The sequence below is a fragment of the Azospirillum sp. ST 5-10 genome (genome assembly GCF_051225715.1).
Lineage (GTDB): Bacteria > Pseudomonadota > Alphaproteobacteria > Azospirillales > Azospirillaceae > Azospirillum.
Genome location: NZ_JBPJSP010000005.1, coordinates 57122 through 82133, shown reverse-complemented (window position 1 = coordinate 82133; position 25012 = coordinate 57122). Strand labels below are relative to the sequence as shown.

Below are 25012 nucleotides of genomic sequence, written 5' to 3'. Positions count from 1 at the left end.
GCTTAGCGGTCCGCCGCCGTCGCCAGCAGCAGGCGTTCCGGCGTCGCCGGCAGGTCCAGGGTCGGCGTGCCGGCCGCGTCGACCAGCGCGTTCCAGACGGCGGTGGCGAGCACCAGCGGCGGCTCGCCGACCGCCTTGGAGCGGAAGATCGTCGCCGCGCGCGCCGGCGCGTCGTCGAGGAGCCGCACCTGGAACGTCTCGGGCACGTCGCGCGAGCCCGGGATCTTGTAGGTCGACGGACCGAGCGTGCGCAGGCGCCCCTGCGCGTCCCACCGCAGCTCCTCGCAGGTCAGCCAGCCCAGGCCCTGGACGAAGGCTCCCTCGATCTGGCCCAGGTCCACCGCCGGGTTCAGGCTGCGCCCGCAGTCCTGGACGAGCCACGCGCCGGTGCAGCGGTGCTCGCCGGTGAGCAGGTCCACCTCGACCTCGGCCACCGAGGCGCCGTAGGAGAAATAGAAGTACGGCTCGCCGCGCATGGTGGCGGCGTCCCAGTGCAGTCCGGGCGTCCGGTAGAAGCCGGTGGCCGACAGCGAGACCCGCCGGAGATGGCACAGGCCCGCCAGCTCGCCGAACGTCAGGCGGTGGTTGCCGGCCGACACCACGCCATCGGCGAAGGCGACGTCGCCCGGCTCCACGCCCCAGCTCTCGGCGGCCACGGCCGCCATGCGGTCGCGGATCGCCGTCGCGGCGGCGTGGGCGGCCCAGCCGTTGAGATCGCTGCCGGTGCTCGCCGCGGTCGGCGCGGTGTTGGGCACCTCGGCGGTGCTGGTGGCGCTGACCCGCACCCGGGCCAGCGCCACGCCGAAGACCTCGGCGACCACCTGCGCCACCTTGACGAACAGGCCCTGCCCCATCTCCGTGCCGCCGTGGTTCAGGCGGATCGAGCCGTCGGCGTAGACGTGCACCAGCGCCCCGGCCTGGTTCAGGTGCTGGACCGCGAAGGAGATGCCGAAGGCCAGCACGAAGGAGCCGAGGCCGCGGCGCCGCAAGGGATGCGCGGCGTTGAAGCGGTCCACCTCGGTCCGCCGCCCGTCCCAGTCCGCGAGCGCCCGGGCTTCCGCCCAGACCCGCCGGATCAGATCGCCATCGAGCGCCTGACCGTAGGGCGTCCGATCGCCGTTGCCGCCGCCGGCGAAGTTCCGCTCGCGCACCGCCTCCGGCGTCATGCCCAGCGTGCGGGCGACCTGGCGCACCACGTCCTCGGCCAGCAGCACGCCCTGGGGCCCGCCGAAGCCGCGGAAGGCGGTGTTGCTGACGGTGTTGGTGCGCACCACCCGCCCGTCGATCCGCACCGCCGGCACGTCGAGCACGTTCAGCCCGTGGGTGACCGCGCGCAGGATCACTCCGGCCGAGAGGTCGAGGACGTGCCCGCCGTCGGCGGCCATCAGGGCGTCCAAGGCGAGAATGCGGCCGCTGTCGTCGAAGCCGGCCTGCCAGCGGAACAGGAAGGGATGGCGCTTTCCCGTCGCCGCCATGTCCACCGTGCGCGACAGGCGCAGCTTGACCGGCCGGCCGGTCCGGTGCGCCGCCAGCGCCGCCGCCGCGGCCACCCAGGAGGCGTTGCTCTCCTTGCCGCCGAAGCCGCCGCCCATGCGCCGCACCTGGACGGTGACGCGGTTGAAGTCGCAGCCCAGCACGCGGGCCGCGACGTGCTGCACCTCGGTCGGGTGCTGGGACGAGGAGTGCAGGACGAGGTCGCCGTCCTCGCCGGGGACGGCGAGGCAGATCTGCCCTTCGAGGTAGAAGTGCTCCTGCCCGCCGCAGCGGAACTCGCCGGCCGCCCGGTGCGGGGCCGCGGCGAGCGCCGCCGCCGCGTCGCCCGTGGCGAGCACCATCGGGTCCATCAGCAGGTCGCCCGCCGCCAGGGCCGCCTCGACGGTCAGCACCGGCTCCCGCGCGTCGACCGCCACGCGGACGCGGGCCGAGGCGGCCAGCGCCTGGTCGCGGGTGGCGGCGACCACCAGGGCCAGCGGCTGCCCCCAGTGGAGGATCGCGTCGGCGGCGAACAGCGGCGCGGCCGCCCGCGGCGACGGCGACACGTCGTTCCGTCCGGGGACGTCGGCGGCGCCGAGGACGGCGACGACGCCGGGCATGCCCAGGGCGTCCGCCGCGTCCAGCGCCGCCAGGCGGCCGTGCGCCACGTCCGACAGCACCAGCGCGGCGTGCAGGGTGCCGGGCGGCTCCGGGATGTCGTCGGCGAAGCGCGCCTCGCCGGTGCAGTGGGCGAGGCCGCTGTCGTGGGGCAGCGGCGCTCCGACGACGCGGGTGAGCAGCGGCGCCGCCTCCATCACGCCGCCTCCGCGCCGGACCAGCGCCAACCCAGGCGCCGCAGCAGGTTGCCGCCGGCGCGCCGGCGGTAGGCCGCGGACGCGCGGTGGTCGTCGATCGGCGCGACCTCGCCGGCCAGCGCCTCCGCCGCCCGCTCGAAGCTGGCCGGGGCGAAGGCCGCCCCCGTGAGCGCCGCCTCCGCGGCCGGCGACCGCGCCGCCTTGGGGCCGAGGCCGCCGTGCGCCACCCGCGCCGCGGCGATGCGGCCGTCCTCCACCGTGACCAGCGCGCTCAGCCCGACGATCGTGATGTCCTGGTCGTGGCGGCGCGACAGCTTCTCGCAGGCAAGCCAGGCGCCCGCGGGCGGGCGGGGCATCCAGACGTCGCGGATGACTTCGCCGCCGGGGTCCAGGGCGTTGCGGCGGTAGCCGAGGAGGAAGTCCTCCACCGCCATCGCGCGCTCGCCCGCCGGCCCGGCCAGCCGCACGGTGGCGCCCAGCGCCAGCAGCGGCGGCAGCGCGTCGCCGATCGGCGACGCCGTGCCGAGGTTGCCGCCCACGGTGCCCAGGCCGCGGATCTGGCGCGAGCCCAGCCGGCGCAGCAGGTCGGCGACGGGCGCGAAGCCGGGTTCGGCGGCGCACAGCGACAGGAGGCGCCGGTAGCTTACGGCGGCGCCGACCCGCAGGCCCGCCGCGCCGGCCTCGACCACCTCCAGTTCCGGCACGCCCAAGGTGCAGATCACCCGGGCCGGCGTCTCGCGGTGCTTGGACAGGCGCAGGCCGAGGTCGGTGCCCCCCGCCAGCAGCCACGCCCCGGGATGCGCGGCGCGCAGGGCCACCAGCTCGGACAGGGACGCCGGCCGGTGGAACACCTGCCCCTGTCCCTCGAACGCCGTCGAGACGGCGGGCTCGGTCGGTGCCGGCGGAGGCGCCGCCTCGTCCGGAAGGCGGGCGAAGGCCTCGACGATCGGGCGGTAGCCGGTGCAGCGGCACAGGTTGCCCGCCAGCGCCTCGTGCGGGTCGCCGCCCTCCCGCGCGTGCGCCCACGCCGTCATCACCACGCCGGGCGTGCAGAACCCGCACTGCGTCCCGTGGGAGTCGGCGATCGCCCGCTGCACGGGATGGGGCGAGCCGTCGGCGCCGCGCAGCCCCTCCACCGTGCGCACGGCGGCGCCGTGAAGCTGGCCGAGGGTGACGAGGCAGGCGTTCACCGGCACCCGCGCACCGTCCGGCGCTTCGAGCACCACGGTGCAGGCGCCGCAGTCGCCCTCGGCGCAGCCCTCCTTGGTGCCGGTCAGGGCGGCCGGGCCACGCAGCCAGTCGAGCAGGGTGGTGGTGGGGGAGGTCTGCGGCGGCAGCACGCAGCGTTCCCCGTTCAGGTGGAAGGAGATCGACGCGGACACGGGTGTGCTTCCTTCTGCACGGGCGTGCGGTGCCGGCTAGTTGTGCTCGCTCGGCCCCATGATGACGACGCCTTCGGTCTTCTCGACGTGGCGGACGAAGATGTACTTGTCCTCGCGCCCGTCGGAGTGCTTGCGCCGGATGTCCGGCCGCACCTGGCCCGACACCTTGGCGACGACGAGGAACGGCGCCGTCGCCGCCAGCCCGCGCGCGCACAGGGCGTCGAACTCGTCGAGGGTGCGGGCGGTGTGGGCGTCGTCGACGCCGGCGCCGCGGGCGATCGCCGCGATGTCGACGCGGCCCGACGCCGTGTGCGTCGGCGGCCCGCCGATGGACTGGTAGCACTCGTTGTCCCAGACCACGACGAACAGGTTCTTCGGCCGCTCGTTGCCCAAGGTGGCCAGGATGCCGAGGTTGAACATCATGCCGCCGTCGGTGTCGAGCGACACGATCCGGCGGTGCGGCAGGCCGACCGCCAGCCCGAACGCCTGCGGCGTCACGCAGCCGAGCTGCTGCTGGAACAGGCTCGCCTCGCGCATGTGGGGGGCGGCGTTGTACCACTCGTCGACGCTGCCGCCGAGCGACAGGATCACCAGCTCGTCCTTCAGGCGCCTGGCCAGCGCCTCCATGCAATCGTAGCGCTTCATCGGACCACGCTCCCGCCCAGGGCGACCGCGGAGTGGTAGTAGGCGGCGTAGGACCAGTCGAAGGCGTCGCGGATGGCGCGTTCGATCTTCTCCTCCTCCGTCACGACGCGGTAGGGCACGCGCAGCGCCTGCAGCAGCGGCTCCATGGTCATGCCGTGCGGCACCGCCCACCAGTTGTTCTCGCCGAGTTCGCCGCGGTAGCTCATGAGCATGACCACCGGGATGCCGGCGCCGAGGCCGAGCCGCGCCAGCGGCTCCACCGAGGCGCGCAGGCCGGAGTTCTCCATCACCAGGGCCGCGCGCTTGCCGGAGAGGAAGACGCCGCCGCAGATGGCGGCCCCCTCGCCCTCGTTGGTGACGCGGATCGTGCGGATGTCGGGATCGGCGTCGAGCGCCGGGTAGAGCTCCTTGAACAGCGAGTCCGGCAAGTAGCAGACGACGCTGACGCCGGCCGCCTTGAGGCCGCGGATGACGGCGTTCACCGCTGACGGGTGCATGATCGGGGTTGCCTCGCGGGTCCGGGGGTCAGCGGGTCAGCTCGACCGCGGCGGTGCGGTAGAGGTCGACGCACTCCTCGTGCAGCACGCCGGTCACCAGCGTCAGGTCCCAGCCGACCATCGCGGCGAAGCTCTCGACGCTGTAGTCCTTGAAGTTGAAGGCGAGCGTCGCCAGCCGCTTGATGTCCTCGTTGCGGGCGCCGAGCACCAGCGTGCGGATGCCGGCGTTCAGCACCGCGCCCAGGCACATCGGGCAGGGCTCGCAGGTGGAATAGAACACGGCGTCGGGGATGTGCCGCTTCTGCAGCTTCTGCGTCGCCAGCTTGATCGCCAGGGTCTCCGAATGGGCGGTGGTGTCGCTGGTGGAGACCTTGAGCGAGCGGCTGCGGACGATCACCTCGCCGTCGAGGACCACCACGGCGCCGAACGGCTGCTCCCCCATGGCGGCTCCGGCCTTGGCCTCTTCGATGGCCATGGCCATGAACTTTTCGTGCTCGGAAATCATGGTCACGTCGTTCCTCTGCAGGAGCGGGCGCCGCGGCCCCCGCTCCGGGGTGGATGTCATTTCGCCGGGGGGAGCATCCGTTCCGCCTTCGGCGGCAGGAAGGAGGCATCGAACACGGCCGCGGCGTCGGGCGTCGCCGGCAGCTCGTAGACCTTGGCCAGCGTCGCGATGGAGGCCTTCAGCCGGTCGGGATCGAGGGCGCCGAGGCCCAGCGCCTGCGTCTCGGCGGTGCGCATCTGGTTGTCGAGGGTGTAGAGCATGCGCCGCCGCTCGAGGTCCGGGTTGGTCAGCGGCTCGACGGCCACCAGGGCGTCGATGCCGGCCTTGGGATCGGCGGCGACGTCCATGATCGCGCGGTTGATGGCCTTGACCAGCCCCTTCACCGCGTCCGGGTTCTTCTTGAGGAGCGCCTGCGAGACCATCACGCCGTTCGAGTACATATCGACACCGTGGTCGCTGTAGAAGAACCAGGTGAAGTCCTTGTCGGGGTCGAGGCCCATGGCGATGAAGTTCATGTAGCTGGTCGGGCCGAACTGGGCGATGGCGTCGGCCTCGCCGCGCACCAGCATCTGCTCGATCAGGTTCTGCGCGGCGTTCAGCACGTTGGCGCGCGAGGCGTCGAAGCCGTTGGCCTCGGCGAGCGCCGGGAACAGCTTGAAGGTGGCCGAGCCGGCCGGCGAGGCGATGGTCTTCCCCTCGAGGTCGGCCAGCTTGCGCACCGGGCCGCCGGCCTTGGCGATGATGGCGAAGGGCGCCTTGTTGTAGACGAGATAGACCATCACCGGCGCCTCTTTCGGCGCCTTGACGGCGGCCTGGATGAGGGCGTTGATGTCGCCGAAACCGGCGTCGTAGGCGCCGGACATCACGCGGGTGACGGCGGCGGCCGAGCCTTCCCCCTGGTCGACGGTGACGTCGAGCCCCTCGGCGGCGAAGTATCCCTTCTGCTTGGCGAGGTAGAACCAGGCGTGCGGTCCCTGCGCCTTCCAGTCCAGCGTGAACCGGATCGGCACGCCGTCGGCGAACGCCGCGGCGCTGAACAGGGTCGCCATCGCACCGAGGAGCAGCGAGCGGACGAGACGCTTCATGTTCGGACTCCCTTCCAGGGACGGTTGAGTCAAGCGATCGGATCGCGGCCGCGCGTCGCCCAGCGGGTGGCGCGGCGTTCGATGAGCGAAAAGACGACGTAGAAGAGGATGCCGGTGACGGAGACCAGGGTCAGGGCGGCGAAGAGCAGCGGCATGTCGAAGTTCGACGAGGCGATCAGCATGGCGTTGCCGATGCCCTTGTTGGCGGCGATGGACTCCGAGGTGATGGAGCCGATGAAGGCGACGGTGATCGCCACCTTCATGGCGGCGAAGAGGTAGGGGGCGGTGCGCGGCAGCCCGACGTTCCAGAAGATGTCGGCCCGGCTGGCGCCCAGCGCCTTGAGGATGTCCTCCAGCTCGGGCTCGGTGGTGGCGAGGCCGGTCGCGACGTTGACGACCACCGGAAAGATCGAGATCACGAACGCGGTGAGGATGGCGGGGCCGGTGCCGGCGCCGAGCCACACCACGAAGATCGGAATGAGCGCCACCTTGGGGATCGAGGAGAGCCCCACCAGCAGCGGGTAGACGGCGTCGTAGGCGACGCGCGAGGTCCCGACGAGGCCGCCCAGGGCGACGCCGACGACCATGCTGAGGAGGAAGCCGATGGTCGTGGTCTGGATCGTCTGGACGAGATGCGGCCACAGCGCGGGGAACCGCTGATAGAGCGCCACCGCGATCTCGCTGGGCATCGGCAGGACGAAGGTGCTGACGTCCAGGGCACGGCACGCCACCTCCCAGGCCACGAACGTGCCGACGATGATCAGCGACGACCAGAACCGCGAGCGTGCCTGGCGCGAGGAGAGGGTCATGCCCGGCGTCCTGTCTGCGGGGTTGCGGTGATCAGCCGCCGCATGTCCTGGCACAGGGCGGCGGCGGCCGGCTCGTAGGTCGTGTCGACCGTCCGCGGGCGGGCGAAGGGAACGTGGAGGTCGGCGACGATGCGGCCGGGGCGGGGGCTCATCACGATGACGCGGGAGGCGAGATAGACGGCCTCGCGCAGGTCGTGGGTGACCAGCAGCACCGTCGGGCGGCGTGCCAGCCAGATCTCCTGCATGTTCGCCCACAGCTCCTCGCGGGTGAACTGGTCGAGCGCGCCGAACGGCTCGTCGAGAAGCAGGAGTTCGGGTTCGTGGATCAGCGCGCGGCACAGGCTGGCGCGCTGCAGCATGCCGCCGGAGAGCTGCCACGGGTACTTGTGCGCGAAGTCGCGCAAGCCCACGAGCTCCAACAGGTCGGCGACGCGGTCGCGGAACTCGCGGTTCCTTTCCTGCCGGTACCGCTGCCGGAACGGCTCGACGATCTTGAGCGGCAGCATGACGTTCCGCTCGATGGTCAGCCACGGCAGCATCGTCGGGTTCTGGAAGGCGAGGCCGGCGCGCAGCGGCTTCGCCCCGACCTCGCGGCCGCCCACCACCACCGCGCCGGAGCTGGCCTTCGCCAGGCCGACGAGAAGCCTGAGGATGGTCGACTTCCCGCAACCCGACGGCCCGACCAGCGCCACGAACTCACCCTGCCGGACGTCCAGGGACACGTCGTCGAGCGCCCGCACGGCGGCGGCGCCCCGGCCGAACTCGAGAACGACGTTCTCCAGTTCCACCATCTTGGCGAAGGGAGGTGCGGACGCGACGGGGATGGGACTCATGCGGGCCTCTGCCGGACGCTCGACCCGGTCCCGGCGGCGCCGGAACACGGTGTCGACGCAGCGTGGCACGCTCTCGCATGTGCGAGATAGACGTTATTATTCGCACCGGCTGTTGCCCTGGAGGCAACAGGTACGGGTCAGGACGTTTCCTCGTCCAAATCGGCAACGACCTTGCTCAGCATGTGCGCCAAAGTTGCCGGCCCCTCGGAGAGCTGGCCGTTGGCCCGGGCCGCCAGCACCAGCTCGCGCGGTCTCAGGCCCCGCTCGCGCAGGGCCAGGAACACCAGCCTGCCTTCGCTCAGCTCCCGCTCGGCGCCCAGGCGCGTCTGGAACGTCACGCCGTAACCCTGCACGGCGAAGTGGATGAGGGCGCCGATGGAGTTGGTGATGGCCCGCGGCTCGAACCGCACCCCGGCCGCCACGGCCGTCTGCTCGATGGTCCGGCCGAGCGTCAGCGAGGTGTCGGCCAGGAGGACCCGCTCGCCGGCGAACTCGCGCAGGCGCACCGTCCCGTTGCCGGCCAGCGGGTGGTCGGGCCGCACCAGGGCCCCCAAGCCCAGCTTGGCGCTCGCCAGGCGCTTCGCCTTGCGCGGCACCGGCACGTCGAAGGCGATGGCCAGGTCGATCCGGCCGTCGGCCACGGCGTCGAGCGCCTCCTGCGAGCCGGTGGTGCGGAGATCGACGCTGACGTTCGGAAAGCGTCCCCAGAACCGGGAGAGAACGGCCGGCAGCGTCTCGCGCATCATGCTCTCGACGGCGGCCACCCGGACGTTGCCGCGGCGCAGTCCCTGCAGGTCCTGGATGAAGGCGAGCCCGCTGCTCAGCTGCTGCACGCTGGCGCGGGCATGGTGCAGCAGCGTCTCGCCGGCGCTCGTCAGCTTCAGCCGGCGGCCGATGCGGTCCAGCAGCGGAACGCCGAGATCCTCCTCGAGGTGTTTGACGGCCCGGCTGACCGCCGATGGCGCCACGTTGAGGGCCAGCGCCGCCCTCCGCACCGAACCCTGCTCGGCCACCAGCTGGAAATAGAGCAGCCGCGTGGAAACCAGCCCCAGTCGTTGGGGATCCATCCGTTCGTCCTCCCGGTCCGGAACGCTTGCCCGGGCAGTCTAGACCGGTTCGGGCCGGACGCATCGCCCGCGGTTGCCGCATCCGGGAACCGGAGCGCCGGGCGCCCGGTTGCAGGGCGGAACATGACGTTTCCCCCTTTGCGATCCGAGGTCTCCCATGAGCGACCGCTCCCACGACACGCCCCTGGACAAGCACGCCCGCGACGCCGAGCGCACGGCCGAAGAGCACCGCGCGATCCAGCGCCAGGTGGAGGAGGCGGACGCCCGCGCCAAGGGGTCGGGGTCCCAGGGCGCGATGCAGGCCGGGCCGCGCCCCGAGCCGGAGTTGCCGCTGCCGGCGCAGCACCTGAAGAAGCCGGGCCTGGAGTCCGATCTCGAGCCGCGGCCGCGCTACCGGGCGCCGGACTACAAGGGGTCGGACAAGCTGAAGGACATGGTGGCGCTGATCACCGGCGGCGATTCCGGCATCGGCCGGGCGGTGGCGGTGCTGTTCGCCCGCGAAGGGGCCGACGTCGCCATCGTCTACCTGAACGAGCACTCCGACGCCGAGGAGACCAGGCGGGCGGTCGAAGCCGAGGGGCGGCGCTGCCTGACCATCCCCGGCGACGTCACCGACAGCACCTTCTGCCGCAACGCCGTCGCCCGCACCGTGCGCGAGCTCGGCAAGCTGGACATCCTCGTCAACAACGCCGCCTTCCAGGAGCATGTCCCCACCTTCGAGGACCTGACCGAGGAGCATTTCGACCGCACCATCAAGACCAACCTCTACGGCTACTTCCACATGGCCAAGGCGGCGGTGCCGCACCTGCCGGAGGGCGGCTCGATCATCAACACCGGCTCGGTCACCGGCCTCGCCGGCAACAAGAGCCTGATCGACTACGCCACCACCAAGGGCGGCATCCATGCCCTCACCATGTCGCTCGCCGAACACCTGATGGAGCGCGGCATCCGCGTCAACGCGGTGGCGCCGGGCCCGGTGTGGACGCCGCTGAACCCGGCGGACAAGCCGGCCGAGGGCGTCAAGTCCTTCGGCAGCAGCGCCCCCATGGGCCGCCCCGGCCAGCCGGAGGAGCTGGCGCCGGCCTACGTCTTCCTCGCCGCTCCCGCCTGCTCCAGCTTCATCACGGGCGAGATCCTGCCGGTGCTGGGCGGCATCCGCGGCGGCTGACCGGCCGGGCGGGGCCGCGCCCTTCCGCCGGCGCATGCCGGCCCCGCCCGCTATTCCCACTTGAATGGCGTAAAATCGAACGCATATGGCAGGGAAACCCGCCCCAGCATTGTTTCGATCGCGCCATGAGCAACCCGTACGACATTCTCGGCGTGTCCAAGACCGCCTCGGCGGACGAGATCCGCAAGGCCTACCGCAAGCTCGCCAAGAAGCACCACCCCGACCTCAACCCCGGCAACGCCGAGGCGGAGCAGCGCTTCAAGGAGATCACCGCCGCCTACGACCTGCTGTCGGACGCCGACAAGCGGGCCCGCTTCGACCGCGGCGAGATCGACGCCTCGGGCCAGGAACGGCCGCAGCGCCACTACTACCGCGACTTCGCCGGCGGCCCCGGGGGCGCCCGCTACCAGGGCGCCGAGGGCTTCGCCGCCGACGACCTCGAGCACATCTTCGCCGACCTGTTCGGCAGCCGCGGCTTCGCCGGGGCGGCCGGCGGCCGCCGCACCGAGGCGCGCGTGAAGGGCGGCAACCTCAGCCTGACCCTGCCGCTCGACTTCCTCGACGCCGTCAAGGGCGGCAAGCGCCGGGTGACGATGCCCGACGGGCGCACCCTCGACATCGACCTGCCGGCCGGGCTGGAGGACGGCGGGACCGTGCGCCTCAAGGGCCAGGGGATGCCCGGCGTCGGCGGCGGCCCGTCGGGCGACGCGCTGGTCACCGTGCAGGTCCGCCCCCATCCCTGGTTCCGCCGCGACGGCGACGACATCCGCCTCGACCTGCCGGTGACCCTGGGCGAGGCGGTGCTGGGCGCCAAGGTGCGGGTGCCGACGGTGGACGGGGCGGTGATGCTGAGCGTGCCCAAGGGGGCCAACAACGGCACCGTGCTGCGCCTCAAGGGCAAGGGCGTTCCCGACCCCCACCGCAAGACGCGGGGCGACCAGTACGTGACCGTGCGGATCGCCCTGCCCGACCGGCCGGATGCCGAGCTGGAGGCGTTCGCCAAGTCCTGGGCGCCGGCCGGCTACGACCCGCGCAAGGCGATGGAGGCGGGAGGATGAGCGGGATCGGCTTCGACGAGGCGCTGGCCGCCTGCCGGCGCGTGTCGCGCGGCGACCTCACCCTGTGGATCGAACGGCATTGGGTGCGCCCGCACGGCGGCGGCGGCGCCGTGACCTTCACCGCGATCGACCTGGCGCGGATCGAGCTGATCTGCGACCTGCGCCAGGACCTGGACCTCGACGACGACACGGTGCCGCTGGTGCTCTCGCTGCTCGACACGGTGCACGGCCTGCGCCGCCGGCTGACCGTGCTGGCGCGGGCCATCGGCCACCTGCCGCCCGAGGCCCGCGCGGCGCTGGCCGAGGAGGTCCGCCGGCTGGAGACGTCCGGCGAGTAGCGGCGCCCGTCAGCGCAGCGGGATGTTCATCTGGATGCTCACGCCGGGCATCGGCGGTGGGGCGTAGACGACCGCCGGCGGCGGCGCGTAGACGACCCGGGGCGGCGGCGCGTAGACCACGGCGGGCGGCGCCGGCACGACGACGACGGGCGGCGGCGGGGCCGTGTACACCACGGCCGGGGGCCCGTAGCGGTGGTGCTTGTGGTGGCCGCGACCGTGCCCGTGCCGATGGTCGCCGGCCGCTGCCGGCAGCGAAACGGCGGCCGAGACGGCAACGGCGACGGCCGTCAGACCGGCGTGACGAAGAACGACCCCAAGACCCATGCTCTTGCTCCCCCCAGGACGGTGCCCCCCGGCACGTCGGCGCCACGGGGCATTCCCTATATGGTCAGGCTGGCGCTGGCCCTGGTGGGACAATTTTCGGCCCCGCGGGCGTGACGCCAGCCGTTTCCATGTGCTGGGCGGGAGCGCCGCCGGCCAGCCGCCCGGGAGGGGAGGCCGGCGGCGCGGAGGGGGCACCCTCACCGACCGGCGAGGGTCCCAACCATGTAGATGCCGTCGGCGCCGCGCCTCAGGGTGAAGTCGATCGCGGTCCCGGGCTTCACGGCGGCGAGATCGACCCCGGCGGCGACGGCGAAGCTCATGGTCATGCTCGGCCAGCCCAGCGCCTGGATCGGCCGGTGGCTGATGGTGACCGTGCGCTTGGCGGCGTCCACGGCGTCGACCGTGCCGGTGCCGGCCACGGCGTCGGCGGTGGCGGTGGCGGTGGCGGTGGCGGTCAGGGCGCCGTGCCCGGCCATGTGGCCGTCGGCGGCCAGCGCCGGCGCGGCGGCGAGAAGAACGGCAGCGAGAAGAGGGGCGGTCGTCAGGACGCAAAGGGCGCGCATGGTGTCTGTCTCCGGTTGGGGGGTCATTCGGCCGGGTGCCCGTGGGCGAGCGCGCCGGCGGTCGCGGACGGGGTCCCGGGGTTGCGGACGGCGTTCAGCCGGTTCAGCAGCACGAACACCGCCGGGATCACGAAGAGGGTGAGCAGGGTGGCGGTCGCCATGCCGCCGACCATGGGGGCGGCGATCCGGCGCATCACCTCCGACCCCGTTCCGGTCCCGGCCATGATCGGCAGCAGGCCGGCGAAGATGGTCGCCACCGTCATCACCTTGGGCCGCAGGCGCAGCAGCGCGCCCTCGGTCACCGCATCGTGGACGTCGTCCATGGTGACGGCACGGCCAGCCGCGCCGGCTTCGCGGCGGCGCCGGTCGAGCGCCATGTTCAGGTAGACCTGCATGATGATGGCGGTCTCCACCGCCACGCCGGCCAGGGCGATGAACCCGACCACCACCGCCACCGAGAGCTGATAGTCGAGCAGCCACAGCAGCCAGACGCCGCCGGACAGCGCGACCGGCAGGGTGGCGACGATGGTGGCGACGTCCAGCGCCCGGCCGAAGGCCATGAACAGCAGGACGACGATCAGCAGAAGCGTGACCGGGACGATCATGCCGAGCCGCTTCTCCGCCCGCTCCAGGAACTCGAACTGGCCGGACCAGGCGACGGAGTATCCCGGCGGCAGCTCGACCGTTTGGGCGACGACCCGGCGCGCCTCGTCGACGTAGCCGCCGAGGTCGCGCCCGGCGATGTCGACGTAGATCCAGCCGTTGGGCCGTGCGTCCTCGGAGCGGATCATCGCCGGCCCGTCGACGATGCGGACGGCCGCGACGTCGCCGAGCGCGATGTGCGCCCCCGACGGGGTCACCATCGGCAGCTCGCGCAACGCCTCCGGGCTGCCGCGCTCGTCCTGGGGATAGCGGACGTTGATGGGATAGCGCTCCAGCCCCTCCACCGTTTCGGAGATCCGCATGCCGCCGAGCGCGGTGCGCACCACGTCCTGCACGTCGGCCAGCGACAGCCCGTGCCGCGCCGCCGCCCGGCGGTCGATGTCGACGTCGAGATAGCGCCCGCCCACCGTGCGCTCGGCGTAGGCCGAGGCGGTGCCGGGGACGCCCTTCACGGCCTGCTCGATGCGCGCCGCGATGCGCCCGATCTCGTCCAGGTCGGCGCCGGACACCTTGATGCCGACCGGCGTCTTGATGCCGGTCGCCAGCATGTCCAGCCGGTTCTTGATGGGCATGATCCAGACGTTGGTGACGCCGGGGATCTTCACCCGCCGGTCGAGCTCGGCGCGGATGCCGGCCATGGTCATGCCGGGGCGCCACTCCTCGCGCGCCTTCAGGCGGACCGTCGTCTCGACCATGGTCAGAGGCGCCGGGTCGGTGGCCGTCTCGGCCCGGCCGACCTTGCCGTAGACGCTGGCCACCTCGGGCACCGTGCGGATCAGCCGGTCGGTCTGCTGCAGGATCTCCCCGGCCTTGCCGATGGAGACGCCGGGGAACAGGCTGGGCATGTAGAGGATGTCGCCCTCGTCCAGCTCCGGCATGAACTCCGAGCCGAAGCGCGCCAGCGGGTAGGCGGCGGTGGCGGTCAGCGCCACGGCCAGCACCACCGTCGCCACGGGGTGGCGCACCGCCCCGGCCAGCAGCGGCCGGTACAGGGCGATGAACAGGCGGCTCACCGGGTTGCGGTGCTCGGGCACGATGTGGCGGCCGCGGATGAACCAGCCCATCAGCACCGGCACCAGCGTCACCGACAGGATCGACGCCGCCGCCATGGCGTAGGTCTTGGTGAAGGCGAGCGGCTTGAACATCCGCCCCTCCTGCGCCTCCAGCGCGAACACCGGCACGAAGCTCAGGGTGATGATGAGCAGCGAGAAGAACAGCGCCGGGCCGACCTCGGTGGTCGCCTCGGCCACCACCCGCCAGCGGTTCTCCGGCGTGAGGCGCACCGTCTCCAGCTTGCGGTGCAGGTTCTCGATCATGACGATGGCGGCATCGACCATGGCGCCGATGGCGATGGCGATGCCGCCCAGCGACATGATGTTGGCGTTGATGCCCTGAAGGCGCATGACGACGAACGCGGCCAGCAGCCCCAGCGGCAGGAACAGCACCACCACCAGCGACGAGCGCAGGTGCAGCAGGAAGGCGGCGCACACCAGCACCACCACCAGCATCTCCTCCCCGAGCTTGTGGGTCAGGGTGTCGATGGCCCGCTCGATCAGGCCGGAGCGGTCGTAGGTGACGACGACCTCCACGCCCTCGGGCAGGCCCCGGCGCAGCTCGGCCAGCTTGCCCTTGACGGCGTCGATGGTGGCGAGCGCGTTCTCGCCCCAGCGCATGACGATGACGCCGCCCACCGCCTCGCCCTCGCCGTCCAGCTCGCCGACGCCGCGGCGCAACTCCGGCCCGAGCCGGACCTCGGCCACGTCGGACAGCAGCACCGGCGTTCCCGTGGCGCCGGTCTTCAGCGGCACCGCCAGCAGATCGGCCATCTCGTCGATGTAGCCGCCGGCGCGGACCATGTACTCGGCTTCCGCCATTTCGACGACCGAGCCGCCGGTTTCCTGGTTGGCGGCGCGCACCGCCGCGGCGACCGCCGAGAGCGGCAGCCCGTAGGCGCGCAGCCGCTGCGGATCGACGACCACCTGGTACTGCTTGACCATGCCGCCGATGGTGGCCACCTCGGCCACGCCGGGGACGGTCTGCAGCTCGTACTTCAGGAACCAGTCCTGGAGCACACGCAGTTGCGACAGGTCGTGCCGGCCGCTGCGGTCGACGAGCGCGTACTGGTAGATCCAGCCCACCCCGGTGGCGTCGGGGCCGAGCGCCGGGGCGGCACCGGCCGGCAGGCGCGACGTCACCTGGGACAGGTACTCCAGCACCCGCGAGCGGGCCCAGTAGAGGTCGGTGCCCTCCTCGAAGATGATGTAGACGTAGCTGTCGCCGAACATGGAATAGCCGCGCACCGTGCGCGCCCCGGGCACCGAGAGCATGGCGGTGGCGAGCGGATAGGTGATCTGGTCCTCGACCACCTGGGGTGCCTGGCCGGGATAGGAGGTCTTGACGATCACCTGGACGTCGGACAGGTCGGGCAGCGCGTCGACCGGCGTCGTCGCCACCGCCCACGCCCCGCCCACCGCCAGGAGGACGCTCAGCACCACGATCAGGAAGCGGTTGTCGAGGGACCAGCGGATGAGGGCGGCGATCATGACGAGGCCTCCGCCTCGGCGCCGACCACCACGAAGGCGCCGGCGGCGTCGCGGCCGATGGACAGACGGACCCGGGCGCCCGGCGCGAGGGCGGCGGCGTCCACGGCGTCGGCCAGGCCGAAGTCCATGGTCATGCCGGGCCAGCCGAGCACGGGAATCGGCCCGTGGGTGACGTTGACGGTGCGGCCGCCGGCGTCCACCGCGTTGACGGTCGCCGACGTCTGCGCCAGCGCCTCGGGGGCGGCCGGCGGCGCCGGCTCGTGCCGATGCCCCTGCTCCGGGGTCTCCAGGCGGGCGAGGCCGGCGGTGAGGCTGGCCTCGGAATCGATCAGGAACTGGCCCGAGCGGACCACGCGCGCGCCCTCCTCCAGCCCGGACAGGATCTCCAGGCGCTCGCCGGAACGCGCGCCGACCGTCACCGGCACCGCCCGGAACCGTCCGGCGCCGAGGTCGAGGACGACGCGGTCGCTGCGCCCGGTGCGGATCACCGCCTCCGCCGGCACCGCCAGCACCCCGGAGCGCGCCGCCCCCTTGAGCACGACGTTGGCGAACATGTTGGGGCGCAGCTTGAGCTCCGGGTTGGGAAAGCGCAGGCGGACCTTGAGCGTGCGCGTCGCCGGGTCGAGGTCGGGATAGACGTAGTCGACCCGGCCGCGCCAGACGTCCTCGGGCAGGTGGTCGAGGCGGGCCTCCGCCTCCATGCCCGGCCGGACGCGCGCCGACTGGCTTTCGAAGACGTCGGCGATGACCCAGATCGACGACAGGTCGGCCAGGGTCATCAGCGTCTCGTCGGGTTTGACGTACATGCCCTCGCGCGCCGCGATCTGCGTCACCACCCCGTCCTGGGGGGCGAGCACCCGGATGCGCTCGGGCGTCCGGCGGGTGGCGGCGATCTCGGCGATCTGCGGCTCGGAGACGCCGAGCGCCCGCAGCTTGGCCCGCCCGCCGGCGGCGAAGCTGTCGCTGCCGCGCTGCAGGTCGCGCACGTACTCGTAGGAGGCGGCCACCAGCTCGGGGGCGAACACCTCGAACAGGAGATCGCCCGCCCTGACCTCGGCGCCGAGCGAGCGGACGGCCAGCCTCTCGACCCAGCCGTCGCCGCGGACGTGGACGTGGGAGGTTCGGTCCTCGTCCAGGGTGACGTAGCCGACGGTGCGGATCTCGTCGCCGAAGTCGGCCCGCACGGCCTGCCCGATGCGGACGCCGATGGCGTTGACGGTGGCCGGCGAGACGGCGACGACCCCGGCCCCGTCGGCCGGCGCGGCGACCGGCGCGGCGGCCGGCTCCTCGCCGTCGTAGACGGGGATGAGGTCCATCCCCATGGGCGATTTGCCCGGCGCGGCGCGCCGGTAGTTGGGGTCCATGGGGGCGACCCAGTAGAGGATCTTCTTCTCGCCCGGCGCGGCACCGGCGCCGGCGGCCGAGCGTTCATAGGCGATGCCGCCGCCGAGCCCGGCGGCCAGGGCCACCGCGGCGAGCAGCAACGTGCGTGCGGACATGAGGGATGTGTCCTTCTTCCCAATCCGTTGCGGGGGCGGCGGGTGGCGACCCGCCGCACGGCACTGGACTCAGGAGAAGACGCGGGGAGGCCGCGGGTCGGGAACGGTCGAGCGGTCCGCGGCGACCCGTTCGGGCGTCCGCCCGTAGGCGGAGCGGGTGACGCGCAGGGCCACGGAATCGAAGGCCGGCAGGACGGCCGCCGCCGGGAACATGCCGCATCCGGCCGTCATCCCCGGCAGGCACGTGCCGGCAACGCCGGCGCCCCGGTCGCCCGCCGCCGGGCGGCCGCAGTCGTCCGCGTCAGCACGCGCGTGATCCGCCATGGACGTGCCGCCGGCCACGCCCCCATGCATTGCCGCCCCCTGCATCCCAGCGTGATCCTGCGCCACCGCGGACGCCATCGACGCCGCCGGCACGCCGCCCGCCAGGGCGACGCACAGAACGACGAGAAGGCAAATCCACTTGCGCATGGCGCACCGGAACGACCGAGGGATCGGCCTGGATAACCGGTGCCGCGGCGCACCGTCAATGCGGCGAATCGCCCGCCTCACGCCCGCGCGCGCAGGTAGGGCGTCAGCCGCCACTCCGTCCAGCGCACCAAGCGGGCGATGGCGAAATTGAGGATGAGATAGATGGCGCCGGCCAGGATGAAGATCTCGAACACGGCGAAGGTCTGCGAGATGATGCGCCGCGCCAGACCGGTCACCTCCAGGAGCGTGATGGTGGAGGCGAGCGAGCTGGCCTTGACCATCAGGATCACCTCGTTGCCGTAGGCCGGCAGGCCCTGGCGGATGGCGACGGGGGCGACGATGCGGCGGAACAGCAGGAAGCGCGACATGCCGCAGGCGCGCGCCGCCTCGATCTGGCCGTGCGGCACCGAGAGGATGGCGCCGCGCACGATCTCGCTGGTGTAGGCGCCGGTGTTGAGCATCAGCGCCAGCACCGCGCACCAGTAGGGCTCGCGCAGGAAGACCCAGAGAAAGCTGTCGCGGATCACCGCGAACTGGCCGAGGCCGTAGTAGATCAGGAAGATCTGCACCAAGAGCGGCGTGCCGCGGAAGACGAAGACGTAGGCCTGGGCGATCCAGCCGGCGATCCGGTTGCCGGACAGCCGCATCAGCGCCGTCCCCGTCGCCACCACCAGCCCCAGCGCCTCGGCCAGCAGCACGAGCTGCAGCGTCAGCGGCACGCCCGAGAGCAGGGTGGGCAGGCTGTCCCACATGAGTTGCCAGTTCATCGGCTCTAGGCCCTCCGCACGCCGCGCATGGCGTGACGCTCGGCCCGCTCGAACACCGCCGTGGAGACGGAGGTCAGGATCAGGTAGAGCACCATGGCCACGGTGTAGAACAGGAACGGCTCGCGGGTCGAACCGGCGGCGACGTGCGCCATGCGCATGATCTCGGCGAGCGCCGTCACCGAGATCAGCGAGGTGTCCTTCAGGGTGAGCTGCCAGACGTTGCCGAGTCCCGGCAGGGCGTAGCGCAGGGTCTGCGGCACCAGGACGCGGCGCAGGACCAGCCAGCGGTTCATGCCGCAGGCGCGCGCCGCCTCGATCTGGCCGTGCGGCACCGCCTGCACGGCACCGCGGATCACCTCCGTCGAGTAGGACCCGGAGATCAGGCCGACCGCCAGCACGCCGACGGAGAAGGCGTTCACCTCGATGTAGCCGTCGTAGCCGAACAGGCGGCCGAGCGCCATGACGGCGCCGCTGCCGCCGAAGAACAGCAGGTAGATGACCAGCAGTTCCGGCACGCCGCGCAGCACCGTGGTGTAGACCTCGGCGAGGCCGGCGAGGATCAGGTTGCCGCCCAGTTTCGCCGCCGCGCCCAGCGTGCCGAACAGCAGGCCGAGCAAGAACGCCGACACCGAGACGGCGACGGTCATGGCGGCGCCCATCAGCAGCTGGTCGCCCCAGCCGCGGTCGCCGAAGGAGAGGAGTTCGAGCATGGCTGGGGCCAGCGCCGGCCGCCCCCGCGCCCCGGACCGGAGCGCGGGGGCGGCGTCTCCGTCACTTCACCGAGATGTCGTAGCCGAACCACTGCTCCGACAGCTTCTGGATCGTGCCGTCCTGGTTGGCCTCGGCGATCGCCTTGTTGAACTTCTCCTTGAGGTCCGTGTCCTTCTGGCGCAGGCCGACGCCAACGCCCTCGCCCAGCACGCCGCGCGCGAAGTTCGGGCCGAACATGGTCAGGCTCTGTTCCTTCTTGACGATCTCCTGGGCCGCCGAGCGGTCGCCGAGGATGGCGTCGAGGCGGCTGTTGACCAGATCGATGCCGGCCTCGTCCAGGGTGCCGTAGGTGCGCAGGGAGACGTCGGGCAGGTGCTTCTCCATGAAGTTCGCCTGGATGGTCGAGGTCTGCACGCCGACGGTCTTGCCCTCCAGCGCCTTGGCCAGCGTGTCGATGGCCTTCTGGTCGGCGGGGTCGACGGTGGCGAGGTCGACGTTCTTGGCGTCGAAGCTCAGCTTGGCGAGGTCGCTGCCCTTGGGCGCGGCGAAGGCGGTCGGCTCGCTGCCGTAGGGCCCGGCGAAGTCGATGACCTTCTTGCGCTCGTCGGTGATCGACATGCCGGCCATGATGGCGTCGTACTTGCCCTGCTGCAGGGCGGGGATGATGCCGTCCCAGTCCTGGGCGACGATCTCGCACTCCGCCTTCATCTTCTTGCAGAGCTCGCGGGCGAGGTCGATCTCGAAGCCGATCAGCTCGCCCGACGGCGAGGTGGCGTTCCACGGGGCGTAGGCGCCCTCGGTGGCGATGCGGATCTTGTTCCAGTCCTTGGCCTCGGCGCCGAACGCCGCGGCCGTCAGGATGGCGCCGAGCGCCAGCGTCGCGATGGTCTTGTTCACGGTTATAAGCCTCCTCTGTTCGCTGCCCCCTCTTCACGGAGGGCCCGGCGAAACGCTTCGATGGAACGGGTCAGCCCGCCAGGTGGCGGGCCAGGAACTGTCGCACGCGCTCCGATTCGGGATCGACCAGGACCTTGTCCGGCGGACCCTGCTCCTCGATCCGGCCCTGGTGGAGGAACACCACCTCCGACGCGACCTCGCGGGCGAATCCCATCTCGTGGGTGACGACGATCATCGTCGTCCCCTCCTCGGCGAGCTGGCGGATGACCAGCAGCACCTCGCCCACCAGCTCGGGGTCGAGCGCCGAGGTCGGCTCGTCGAACAGCATGACCTTGGGCTGCATGGCGAGCGCCCGGGCGATGGCGGCGCGCTGCTGCTGGCCGCCGGAGAGCTGCACCGGGTAGGCGTCGGCCTTGGCGAGGATGCCGACCTTGTCGAGCAGCCCGCGCGCCCGCTCCACCGCCTCCGCCTTCGGCACGCCCAGCACGTGGACCGGCGCCTCGATGACGTTCTCCAGGATCGTCATGTGGGTCCACAGGTTGAAGCCCTGGAACACCATGCCGAGCCGGGTGCGGATGCGGTCGACCTGGCGCGGGTCGGCCGGCACGGTGCGGCCGGTTCGCGTCTTCTTCAGGCCGATGGTCTCGCCGCCGACGGTGATCCTCCCGTCGTCCGGCACCTCCAGCATGTTGATGCAGCGCAGCAGCGTGCTCTTGCCCGACCCGGAGGAGCCGATCATGGCGATCGCCGCCCCTTCCCGCGCCGTCAGCGAGACGCCCTTCAGCACCTCCAGCGCGCCGAATCGCTTGTGCAGGTTCTCCACGTGGACGGCGACGGGGGCGTCGGAGCGGATCGGGGGATGTCGGTGCATACCGGCTGTATCGGGGCGGTTTGGTCTGACCACAGGCTAGACCGGTAAGCCCGCGCCGGCAAAGCGGATTTTCGCGTGGGGCGCGGCGTCGGCAGGCGTGGCTCGCCGGTCGGCGGCACGGGCGCGCGCGGACGCCCGGCCGGCCGGTCCGGCGGAGCGCGACGGAACTTCAAAATTTTGCCACGATCTCCACGTATCTCTACCGGCGAGGGACGGCGCGACGCGGCTCCCTTCAAAACCCCCACCCGGCCAGACCCCGGCCGGGACATGACGGCCACCGCACGAGCCCCCGTTGCGGTGGCCGTCTCCTTTTGCGGACGAGCCGCGGCTGCACCGTCAGTCCTGGTCGGCGTCCTCCGCCATTTCGTCGGCCAGCTCGCCGGCGAGTTCGGCGAACAGGCCGGCGTCCACCGACAGGCCGTTGGCCTCGCTGATGCGCACGAAGATGCGGTAGGCGTGCAGGATGGCGACGTCCAGCACCGCCTCGTCCCCCTCGTCGTCGAACTTGTCCTTGATGCCACGCTCGGCCAGCGTGCTGGCGATGTCCTGTTCGGCCGCCTGCAGGACGGCCTCCATGGCACGCTTGTGTAGGGTCGACATGGCGCGTTTCTCCTTTGCTGGTCCGACCAATGGGCCGGTCCTTCACTCTAGTCGGGATTCGTGGCGGGGAAAGGGCTGCGATGGCGGTGCGTCGTCGGTCTAGAGCGGGATCGCCGCCGCCTCCGCCAGGGTCCGCTCCGGCGGGAAGTGCATGGACACGGTGGTCCCCGCGCCGGCGGTGCTGGCGATCGTCAGCCGGCCGCCGTGCAGCTCCATCAGGTTGCGGCTGATCGCCAGGCCGAGACCGGTGCCGCCGAAGCGGCGGCTGATGGAGGTGTCGGCCTGCTGGAAGGGTTCCGTCAGCCGCGGCAGGGCCTCCGGCTCGATGCCGATGCCGGTGTCGGCCACCGTCACCGTGATCCCGCCGTCCGTCGCCACCGCCGCGCCGATCGTCACCGCGCCGTCGGGCGGCGTGAACTTCACGGCGTTGGACAGCAGGTTGAGGAGCACCTGGCGCACCGCGCGTTCGTCGGCGAACAGGCGCGGCAGGACGGCCGGCAGCGCCAGGCGCAGCGCCACCCGTCCCTGCTCGGCCGCCGCCTCGGCCACCGCCAGCCCCGATTCCAGGACGGCGGCGAGGTCGAGGTCGCGCTCCTCCAGCGCGTAGCGCCCCGCCTCCAGCTTCGACATGTCGAGGACGTCGTTGATGAGGTCGAGCAGATGGGTGCCGCTGATGCGGATGTGGCCGGCGTATTCGGCGTAGCGCGGGTTGCCGATGGGGCCGAACACCTCGTGCGCCATGATCTCGGAGAAGCCGATGATGGCGTTGAGCGGCGTGCGCAGCTCGTGGCTCATGGTGGCGAGGAAGGCGCTCTTGGTGCGGCTGGCGCTCTCCGCCTCCTCCTTGGCCTGGGCGAGGCGCTGCGCCGCCAGCACGCGGTCGGTGACGTCGCGGGCCAGGAACAGCACCGCCGGGCACGGCGCCACGTCGGCCGGCAGCACCGCCGTCCGCCCCTCGAACCAGCGTCCGCCCGAGGTCCCGCCCAGCCGGTACTCGACCCCCTGCGCCGTGCCGCTCTCCAGGGTGCGCCGGATGGCGCCGCGCAGCCGGGCCGCGACGTCGGCGGGCAGGACCTCCTCGAGCCGGCGGTCGACCAACTCCCCGGACGGCGCCGTCAGCGCCGTCCCGTCGCCGGCCGCCAGCACCTCGCGGTAGCGGCCGTCGGCGTCGATGATGAAGGCGATGTCGGGCAGCGCGCCGATCAGCGCCGCCAGGCGCGCCCGGCTGGCGCGCAGCGCCTCCTCCGCCTGGCGCCGCGCCGTGACGTCGCGGATCACCCCGAGGCTGCCGCCGCCCTCCAGGCGGACGGCGCTGAGTTCGCACAGCAGGGTGTCGCCGTCGGGGCGGCGCAGCATCACCTCGCGGTGCAGGCGGCCGCCGCCGTCCAGCGCCGCCAGCGCGTCGCGGGTTGTGCCGCCCGGACCCCGCCCGTCCTCCAGCACGTCGGCGAGGCGGACGGCGCCGACGTCCTCGCGCTCCAGGCCGAGCATCGCGCAGGCGGCGGGGTTGGCCTCGGCGAATCGGCCGCCGCCGTCGACCACGAAGATCCCTTCCATCGCCGCGTCGAGATAGGAGCGCAGCCGCGCCTCGCTCTGGCGCAGGCTGTCCTCCATGCGCTTGCGCTCGGTGATGTCGCGCGCCTCGGGGATCAGCATGACGACGCGGCCGCCGTCGTCGCGGATCGGCTTGATGGAGAAGTCCAGGGTCTGCGGCCCGGCGTGCGGGTGCGACTGCACCTCGAAGCGCACGAAGGCCCCCGCCGCCGCCTCCGTCACCGCCCGGCGCAGCCGTTGCGCGCCCTCGGGATTGCGCCGCCAGGGCGGCAGTTCCCACAGGAGGCGGCCGACCATCGCCTCGGCGGCGCTGCCGGCGAGGGCGCAGCCGGCGGCGTTGATCGCCAGCAGCCGGCCGTCGGGGCGCAGCAGACCGATGAACTGGAAGGCGCTGTCGAAGATGGCGCGGGCGCGCCGCTCGCTGTCGGCCAGCGCCGCGGCGGTGGCCTGCAGGCGGCGCAGGTAGCGCAGCAGCAGCGCCGTCAGGCCGATCATCAGGGCGACGCCGCAGAACAGGCCGAACAGGCGCTGCGCCGTGCCGGCCCGCCAGGTGGCGAGATAGTCCGCCTCGCCCAGCCGGACGGCGACCGACAGCGGGTAGCCTTCGACCGCGCGGATGGTGACGATCCGCCGTTGCCCGTCGATGCCCGAGGGGCCGATCAGGGTCGCTTCCGCCACCCCGGCCGTGGTGCGCGGCACGGTGCCGGCGTGACGCCCGGGGTCCGCCATCAGCGCCTCGTCGCGGGGATGGCGGGCGAGCACCATGCCGTCGCGGTTCCACAGGGTGACGGTGCCGTGCGCGCCGACGTCGAGGGTGGCGTAGAAGCGGTCGAAATAGGCGAGGTCGATGGCCGCCCAGACGATCCCGGCGAAGCCGCCGTCGGCGTCCTCGAGCCGACGGCTCACCGCGACGAACCAGCCGCGCCCGACGCGGCTGAACAGTGGCGGCGAGATGTGGGTGCCGGCCCCCGGGTTGTCGCGGTGGAAGCGGAAATACTCGCGGTCGGCGACGTCGAGCCCGACGCTGGAGTTGGCCGGATCGGCGTCGAAGCGCACCCGGCCGGCGGCGTCGACGACGACGAGGGTGCGGAACACCGTGGTGTGCCGCAGCGCGCTCTCCACCTGGGCGCGGACGCCGGCGTCGTCGGGCAGCCCGCCGCCGTGGAGGAGCGGCCGCAGCGCCTCGGCCAGGGTGGCGACCGCCAGCTCGGCGGTGGCGAAGGCGCCGCGGGCGTGCACCTCCAGGGTGTTGGCGAGGTTCTGGGTCTGCCGCATGGCCTCCGCCTCGGCCCGCTCGCGGCTGCGCAGGACGTCGAGGGCGGCGAGCCCCGCCAGCCCGACCACCACCAGACCGACCAGCGCCAGGAGCACGGCCCGGACGCGGCGGAAGTCGGAGGCGTTGGAACGGGCCGTCGCCGCGGGAGCGCGCAGAACCGAGATCGGCGGATCGGTGGGGGCGGTCACGGGCATGGGATCGCGGGAGCGGAAACGACGGCCACTCTACGCGGTCGCCCCGCGCAATGCACGGGAGACGTGCACCGCCGCGCTTTCGGGCTCGACAAGGGCGGGCCCTTGCGGGCATCAAGGCCGCCGCGACACCGCGACGTTCACGGCCACCCGGGACCGCCATCATGGAGCTGCTGCAGGACCCCCTCGTCATGACGCTGCTGTTCGGCCCGCTGGTGCTGTGGCCGGCGGCCCGCATCCTGCGCCGCGCCGGGTTCTCGCCGTGGCTGGCGCTGCTGGTGCTGGTGCCGGTGGTGGGCGTGCTGGCGGTCTACGCCGTGCTCGGGCACCGGCGCTGGCCCAACCTGCCGGCCCGGCCGGCGCGCCCGGCGCCCAAGGCGCGCCGCACCTTGTGAGGGATGGGACAT

At 72.5% G+C, this 25012-nt stretch carries 24 protein-coding genes; 4 read left to right on the top strand and 20 right to left on the bottom strand.

Annotated elements, in window-relative coordinates; all coding sequences use genetic code 11:
• Positions 1 to 2: 2 nt before the first annotated feature.
• The 9 genes from xdhB to ACSBPG_RS07915 form a co-directional block, all read right to left on the bottom strand.
• The gene (xdhB, locus tag ACSBPG_RS07955; RefSeq protein ID WP_435536599.1) at positions 3 to 2288 is read right to left on the bottom strand and encodes a xanthine dehydrogenase molybdopterin binding subunit; all 2286 of its coding nucleotides are present in this window, start codon (positions 2286 to 2288) and stop codon (positions 3 to 5) included.
• The gene (locus tag ACSBPG_RS07950) at positions 2288 to 3670 is read right to left on the bottom strand and encodes an FAD binding domain-containing protein (protein ID WP_435536598.1); all 1383 of its coding nucleotides are present in this window, start codon (positions 3668 to 3670) and stop codon (positions 2288 to 2290) included. The genes xdhB and ACSBPG_RS07950 overlap by 1 nt, the downstream gene beginning before the upstream one ends.
• Positions 3671 to 3706: 36 nt before the next feature.
• Positions 3707 to 4315: a thiamine pyrophosphate-dependent enzyme gene (locus tag ACSBPG_RS07945; protein WP_435536597.1), complete on the bottom strand. Its 609-nt coding sequence runs from the start codon at positions 4313 to 4315 to the stop codon at positions 3707 to 3709.
• The gene (locus ACSBPG_RS07940) at positions 4312 to 4812 is read right to left on the bottom strand and encodes a thiamine pyrophosphate-binding protein (protein ID WP_435536596.1); all 501 of its coding nucleotides are present in this window, start codon (positions 4810 to 4812) and stop codon (positions 4312 to 4314) included. The genes ACSBPG_RS07945 and ACSBPG_RS07940 overlap by 4 nt, the downstream gene beginning before the upstream one ends.
• Positions 4813 to 4840: 28 nt before the next feature.
• Complete coding sequence (locus tag ACSBPG_RS07935) at positions 4841 to 5317, bottom strand: nucleoside deaminase (RefSeq protein WP_435536792.1); 477 nt, start codon at positions 5315 to 5317, stop codon at positions 4841 to 4843.
• Positions 5318 to 5373: 56 nt separating this feature from the next.
• A complete protein-coding gene (locus ACSBPG_RS07930) occupies positions 5374 to 6402 on the bottom strand; it encodes an ABC transporter substrate-binding protein (protein WP_435536595.1) in 1029 nt (342 codons plus the stop codon).
• Positions 6403 to 6431: 29 nt separating this feature from the next.
• Positions 6432 to 7211 (bottom strand): ABC transporter permease, encoded by a 780-nt coding sequence (locus tag ACSBPG_RS07925; protein ID WP_435536594.1) that lies wholly within the window; start codon positions 7209 to 7211, stop codon positions 6432 to 6434.
• Positions 7208 to 8044 carry an ABC transporter ATP-binding protein gene (locus tag ACSBPG_RS07920; protein WP_435536593.1) on the bottom strand — a complete coding sequence of 279 codons (837 nt, stop codon included), beginning with the start codon at positions 8042 to 8044 and terminating at the stop codon, positions 7208 to 7210. The genes ACSBPG_RS07925 and ACSBPG_RS07920 overlap by 4 nt, the downstream gene beginning before the upstream one ends.
• A 137-nt stretch (positions 8045 to 8181) precedes the next feature.
• Positions 8182 to 9111 (bottom strand): LysR family transcriptional regulator, encoded by a 930-nt coding sequence (locus ACSBPG_RS07915; protein WP_435536592.1) that lies wholly within the window; start codon positions 9109 to 9111, stop codon positions 8182 to 8184.
• Positions 9112 to 9268: 157 nt separating this feature from the next.
• On the opposite strand from ACSBPG_RS07915, the gene ACSBPG_RS07910 reads away from it, so the two are divergent.
• The 3 genes from ACSBPG_RS07910 (at position 9269) to ACSBPG_RS07900 (ending at position 11675) form a co-directional block, all read left to right on the top strand.
• Positions 9269 to 10279: an SDR family oxidoreductase gene (locus ACSBPG_RS07910; protein ID WP_435536591.1), complete on the top strand. Its 1011-nt coding sequence runs from the start codon at positions 9269 to 9271 to the stop codon at positions 10277 to 10279.
• 125 nt (positions 10280 to 10404) lie between these two features.
• Positions 10405 to 11337 carry a DnaJ C-terminal domain-containing protein gene (locus tag ACSBPG_RS07905; protein WP_435536590.1) on the top strand — a complete coding sequence of 311 codons (933 nt, stop codon included), beginning with the start codon at positions 10405 to 10407 and terminating at the stop codon, positions 11335 to 11337.
• A complete protein-coding gene (locus tag ACSBPG_RS07900; RefSeq protein WP_435536589.1) occupies positions 11334 to 11675 on the top strand; it encodes a chaperone modulator CbpM in 342 nt (113 codons plus the stop codon). Before ACSBPG_RS07905 ends, ACSBPG_RS07900 begins: the two co-directional genes overlap by 4 nt.
• A 9-nt stretch (positions 11676 to 11684) precedes the next feature.
• Here the strand turns inward: ACSBPG_RS07900 and ACSBPG_RS07895 are convergent, their stop codons facing one another.
• From ACSBPG_RS07895 to ACSBPG_RS07845, 11 genes are all read right to left on the bottom strand, one after another.
• Positions 11685 to 11999 (bottom strand): hypothetical protein, encoded by a 315-nt coding sequence (locus tag ACSBPG_RS07895; RefSeq protein ID WP_435536588.1) that lies wholly within the window; start codon positions 11997 to 11999, stop codon positions 11685 to 11687.
• 197 nt (positions 12000 to 12196) lie between these two features.
• Entirely contained in the window at positions 12197 to 12562 is a 366-nt protein-coding gene (locus tag ACSBPG_RS07890) for a copper-binding protein (protein WP_435536587.1), read from the bottom strand.
• Between the two features lie 23 nt (positions 12563 to 12585).
• Complete coding sequence (locus ACSBPG_RS07885) at positions 12586 to 15768, bottom strand: efflux RND transporter permease subunit (RefSeq protein WP_435536586.1); 3183 nt, start codon at positions 15766 to 15768, stop codon at positions 12586 to 12588.
• A complete protein-coding gene (locus ACSBPG_RS07880) occupies positions 15765 to 17267 on the bottom strand; it encodes an efflux RND transporter periplasmic adaptor subunit (RefSeq protein ID WP_435536585.1) in 1503 nt (500 codons plus the stop codon). The genes ACSBPG_RS07885 and ACSBPG_RS07880 overlap by 4 nt, the downstream gene beginning before the upstream one ends.
• Before the next feature lie 69 nt (positions 17268 to 17336).
• Positions 17337 to 17480 (bottom strand): hypothetical protein, encoded by a 144-nt coding sequence (locus ACSBPG_RS07875; RefSeq protein WP_435536584.1) that lies wholly within the window; start codon positions 17478 to 17480, stop codon positions 17337 to 17339.
• A gap of 335 nt (positions 17481 to 17815) precedes the next feature.
• Positions 17816 to 18505, bottom strand: a complete 690-nt coding sequence (locus ACSBPG_RS07870) for an ABC transporter permease (protein WP_435536583.1) — start codon at positions 18503 to 18505, stop codon at positions 17816 to 17818.
• Between the two features lie 5 nt (positions 18506 to 18510).
• Positions 18511 to 19215 carry an ABC transporter permease gene (locus ACSBPG_RS07865; protein WP_435536582.1) on the bottom strand — a complete coding sequence of 235 codons (705 nt, stop codon included), beginning with the start codon at positions 19213 to 19215 and terminating at the stop codon, positions 18511 to 18513.
• 61 nt (positions 19216 to 19276) lie between these two features.
• On the bottom strand, positions 19277 to 20113 hold the full coding sequence (locus ACSBPG_RS07860; protein ID WP_435536581.1) for a lysine/arginine/ornithine ABC transporter substrate-binding protein: 837 nt from the start codon (positions 20111 to 20113) through the stop codon (positions 19277 to 19279).
• 70 nt (positions 20114 to 20183) lie between these two features.
• Positions 20184 to 20984, bottom strand: a complete 801-nt coding sequence (locus ACSBPG_RS07855; RefSeq protein ID WP_435536580.1) for an ABC transporter ATP-binding protein — start codon at positions 20982 to 20984, stop codon at positions 20184 to 20186.
• Positions 20985 to 21320: 336 nt separating this feature from the next.
• Positions 21321 to 21584 carry a hypothetical protein gene (locus ACSBPG_RS07850; RefSeq protein WP_435536579.1) on the bottom strand — a complete coding sequence of 88 codons (264 nt, stop codon included), beginning with the start codon at positions 21582 to 21584 and terminating at the stop codon, positions 21321 to 21323.
• 99 nt (positions 21585 to 21683) lie between these two features.
• A complete protein-coding gene (locus ACSBPG_RS07845; protein ID WP_435536578.1) occupies positions 21684 to 24602 on the bottom strand; it encodes a PAS domain-containing protein in 2919 nt (972 codons plus the stop codon).
• Between the two features lie 167 nt (positions 24603 to 24769).
• On the opposite strand from ACSBPG_RS07845, the gene ACSBPG_RS07840 reads away from it, so the two are divergent.
• Positions 24770 to 25000 carry a hypothetical protein gene (locus ACSBPG_RS07840; RefSeq protein ID WP_435536577.1) on the top strand — a complete coding sequence of 77 codons (231 nt, stop codon included), beginning with the start codon at positions 24770 to 24772 and terminating at the stop codon, positions 24998 to 25000.
• Positions 25001 to 25012 lie beyond the last annotated feature (12 nt).

Excerpts from the sequence above, each read along its gene's own strand:
- ACSBPG_RS07900 (WP_435536589.1), top strand. The coding sequence starts at position 11,334 with ATGAGCGGGATCGGCTTCGACGAGGCGCTGGCCGCCTGCCGGCGCGTG.
- ACSBPG_RS07880 (WP_435536585.1), bottom strand. The coding sequence starts at position 17,267 with ATGTCCGCACGCACGTTGCTGCTCGCCGCGGTGGCCCTGGCCGCCGGG.
- ACSBPG_RS07940 (WP_435536596.1), bottom strand. The coding sequence starts at position 4,812 with ATGCACCCGTCAGCGGTGAACGCCGTCATCCGCGGCCTCAAGGCGGCC.
- ACSBPG_RS07885 (WP_435536586.1), bottom strand. The coding sequence starts at position 15,768 with ATGATCGCCGCCCTCATCCGCTGGTCCCTCGACAACCGCTTCCTGATC.
- ACSBPG_RS07945 (WP_435536597.1), bottom strand. The coding sequence starts at position 4,315 with ATGAAGCGCTACGATTGCATGGAGGCGCTGGCCAGGCGCCTGAAGGAC.
- ACSBPG_RS07925 (WP_435536594.1), bottom strand. The coding sequence starts at position 7,211 with ATGACCCTCTCCTCGCGCCAGGCACGCTCGCGGTTCTGGTCGTCGCTG.
- ACSBPG_RS07850 (WP_435536579.1), bottom strand. The coding sequence starts at position 21,584 with ATGTCGACCCTACACAAGCGTGCCATGGAGGCCGTCCTGCAGGCGGCC.
- ACSBPG_RS07915 (WP_435536592.1), bottom strand. The coding sequence starts at position 9,111 with ATGGATCCCCAACGACTGGGGCTGGTTTCCACGCGGCTGCTCTATTTC.
- ACSBPG_RS07895 (WP_435536588.1), bottom strand. The coding sequence starts at position 11,999 with ATGGGTCTTGGGGTCGTTCTTCGTCACGCCGGTCTGACGGCCGTCGCC.
- ACSBPG_RS07920 (WP_435536593.1), bottom strand. The coding sequence starts at position 8,044 with ATGAGTCCCATCCCCGTCGCGTCCGCACCTCCCTTCGCCAAGATGGTG.
- ACSBPG_RS07865 (WP_435536582.1), bottom strand. The coding sequence starts at position 19,215 with ATGCTCGAACTCCTCTCCTTCGGCGACCGCGGCTGGGGCGACCAGCTG.
- ACSBPG_RS07935 (WP_435536792.1), bottom strand. The coding sequence starts at position 5,317 with ATGATTTCCGAGCACGAAAAGTTCATGGCCATGGCCATCGAAGAGGCC.
- ACSBPG_RS07930 (WP_435536595.1), bottom strand. The coding sequence starts at position 6,402 with ATGAAGCGTCTCGTCCGCTCGCTGCTCCTCGGTGCGATGGCGACCCTG.
- ACSBPG_RS07855 (WP_435536580.1), bottom strand. The coding sequence starts at position 20,984 with ATGCACCGACATCCCCCGATCCGCTCCGACGCCCCCGTCGCCGTCCAC.
- ACSBPG_RS07905 (WP_435536590.1), top strand. The coding sequence starts at position 10,405 with ATGAGCAACCCGTACGACATTCTCGGCGTGTCCAAGACCGCCTCGGCG.
- ACSBPG_RS07870 (WP_435536583.1), bottom strand. The coding sequence starts at position 18,505 with ATGAACTGGCAACTCATGTGGGACAGCCTGCCCACCCTGCTCTCGGGC.
- ACSBPG_RS07890 (WP_435536587.1), bottom strand. The coding sequence starts at position 12,562 with ATGCGCGCCCTTTGCGTCCTGACGACCGCCCCTCTTCTCGCTGCCGTT.
- ACSBPG_RS07840 (WP_435536577.1), top strand. The coding sequence starts at position 24,770 with ATGGAGCTGCTGCAGGACCCCCTCGTCATGACGCTGCTGTTCGGCCCG.
- ACSBPG_RS07875 (WP_435536584.1), bottom strand. The coding sequence starts at position 17,480 with ATGTTCCCGGCGGCGGCCGTCCTGCCGGCCTTCGATTCCGTGGCCCTG.
- xdhB (WP_435536599.1), bottom strand. The coding sequence starts at position 2,288 with ATGGAGGCGGCGCCGCTGCTCACCCGCGTCGTCGGAGCGCCGCTGCCC.
- ACSBPG_RS07910 (WP_435536591.1), top strand. The coding sequence starts at position 9,269 with ATGAGCGACCGCTCCCACGACACGCCCCTGGACAAGCACGCCCGCGAC.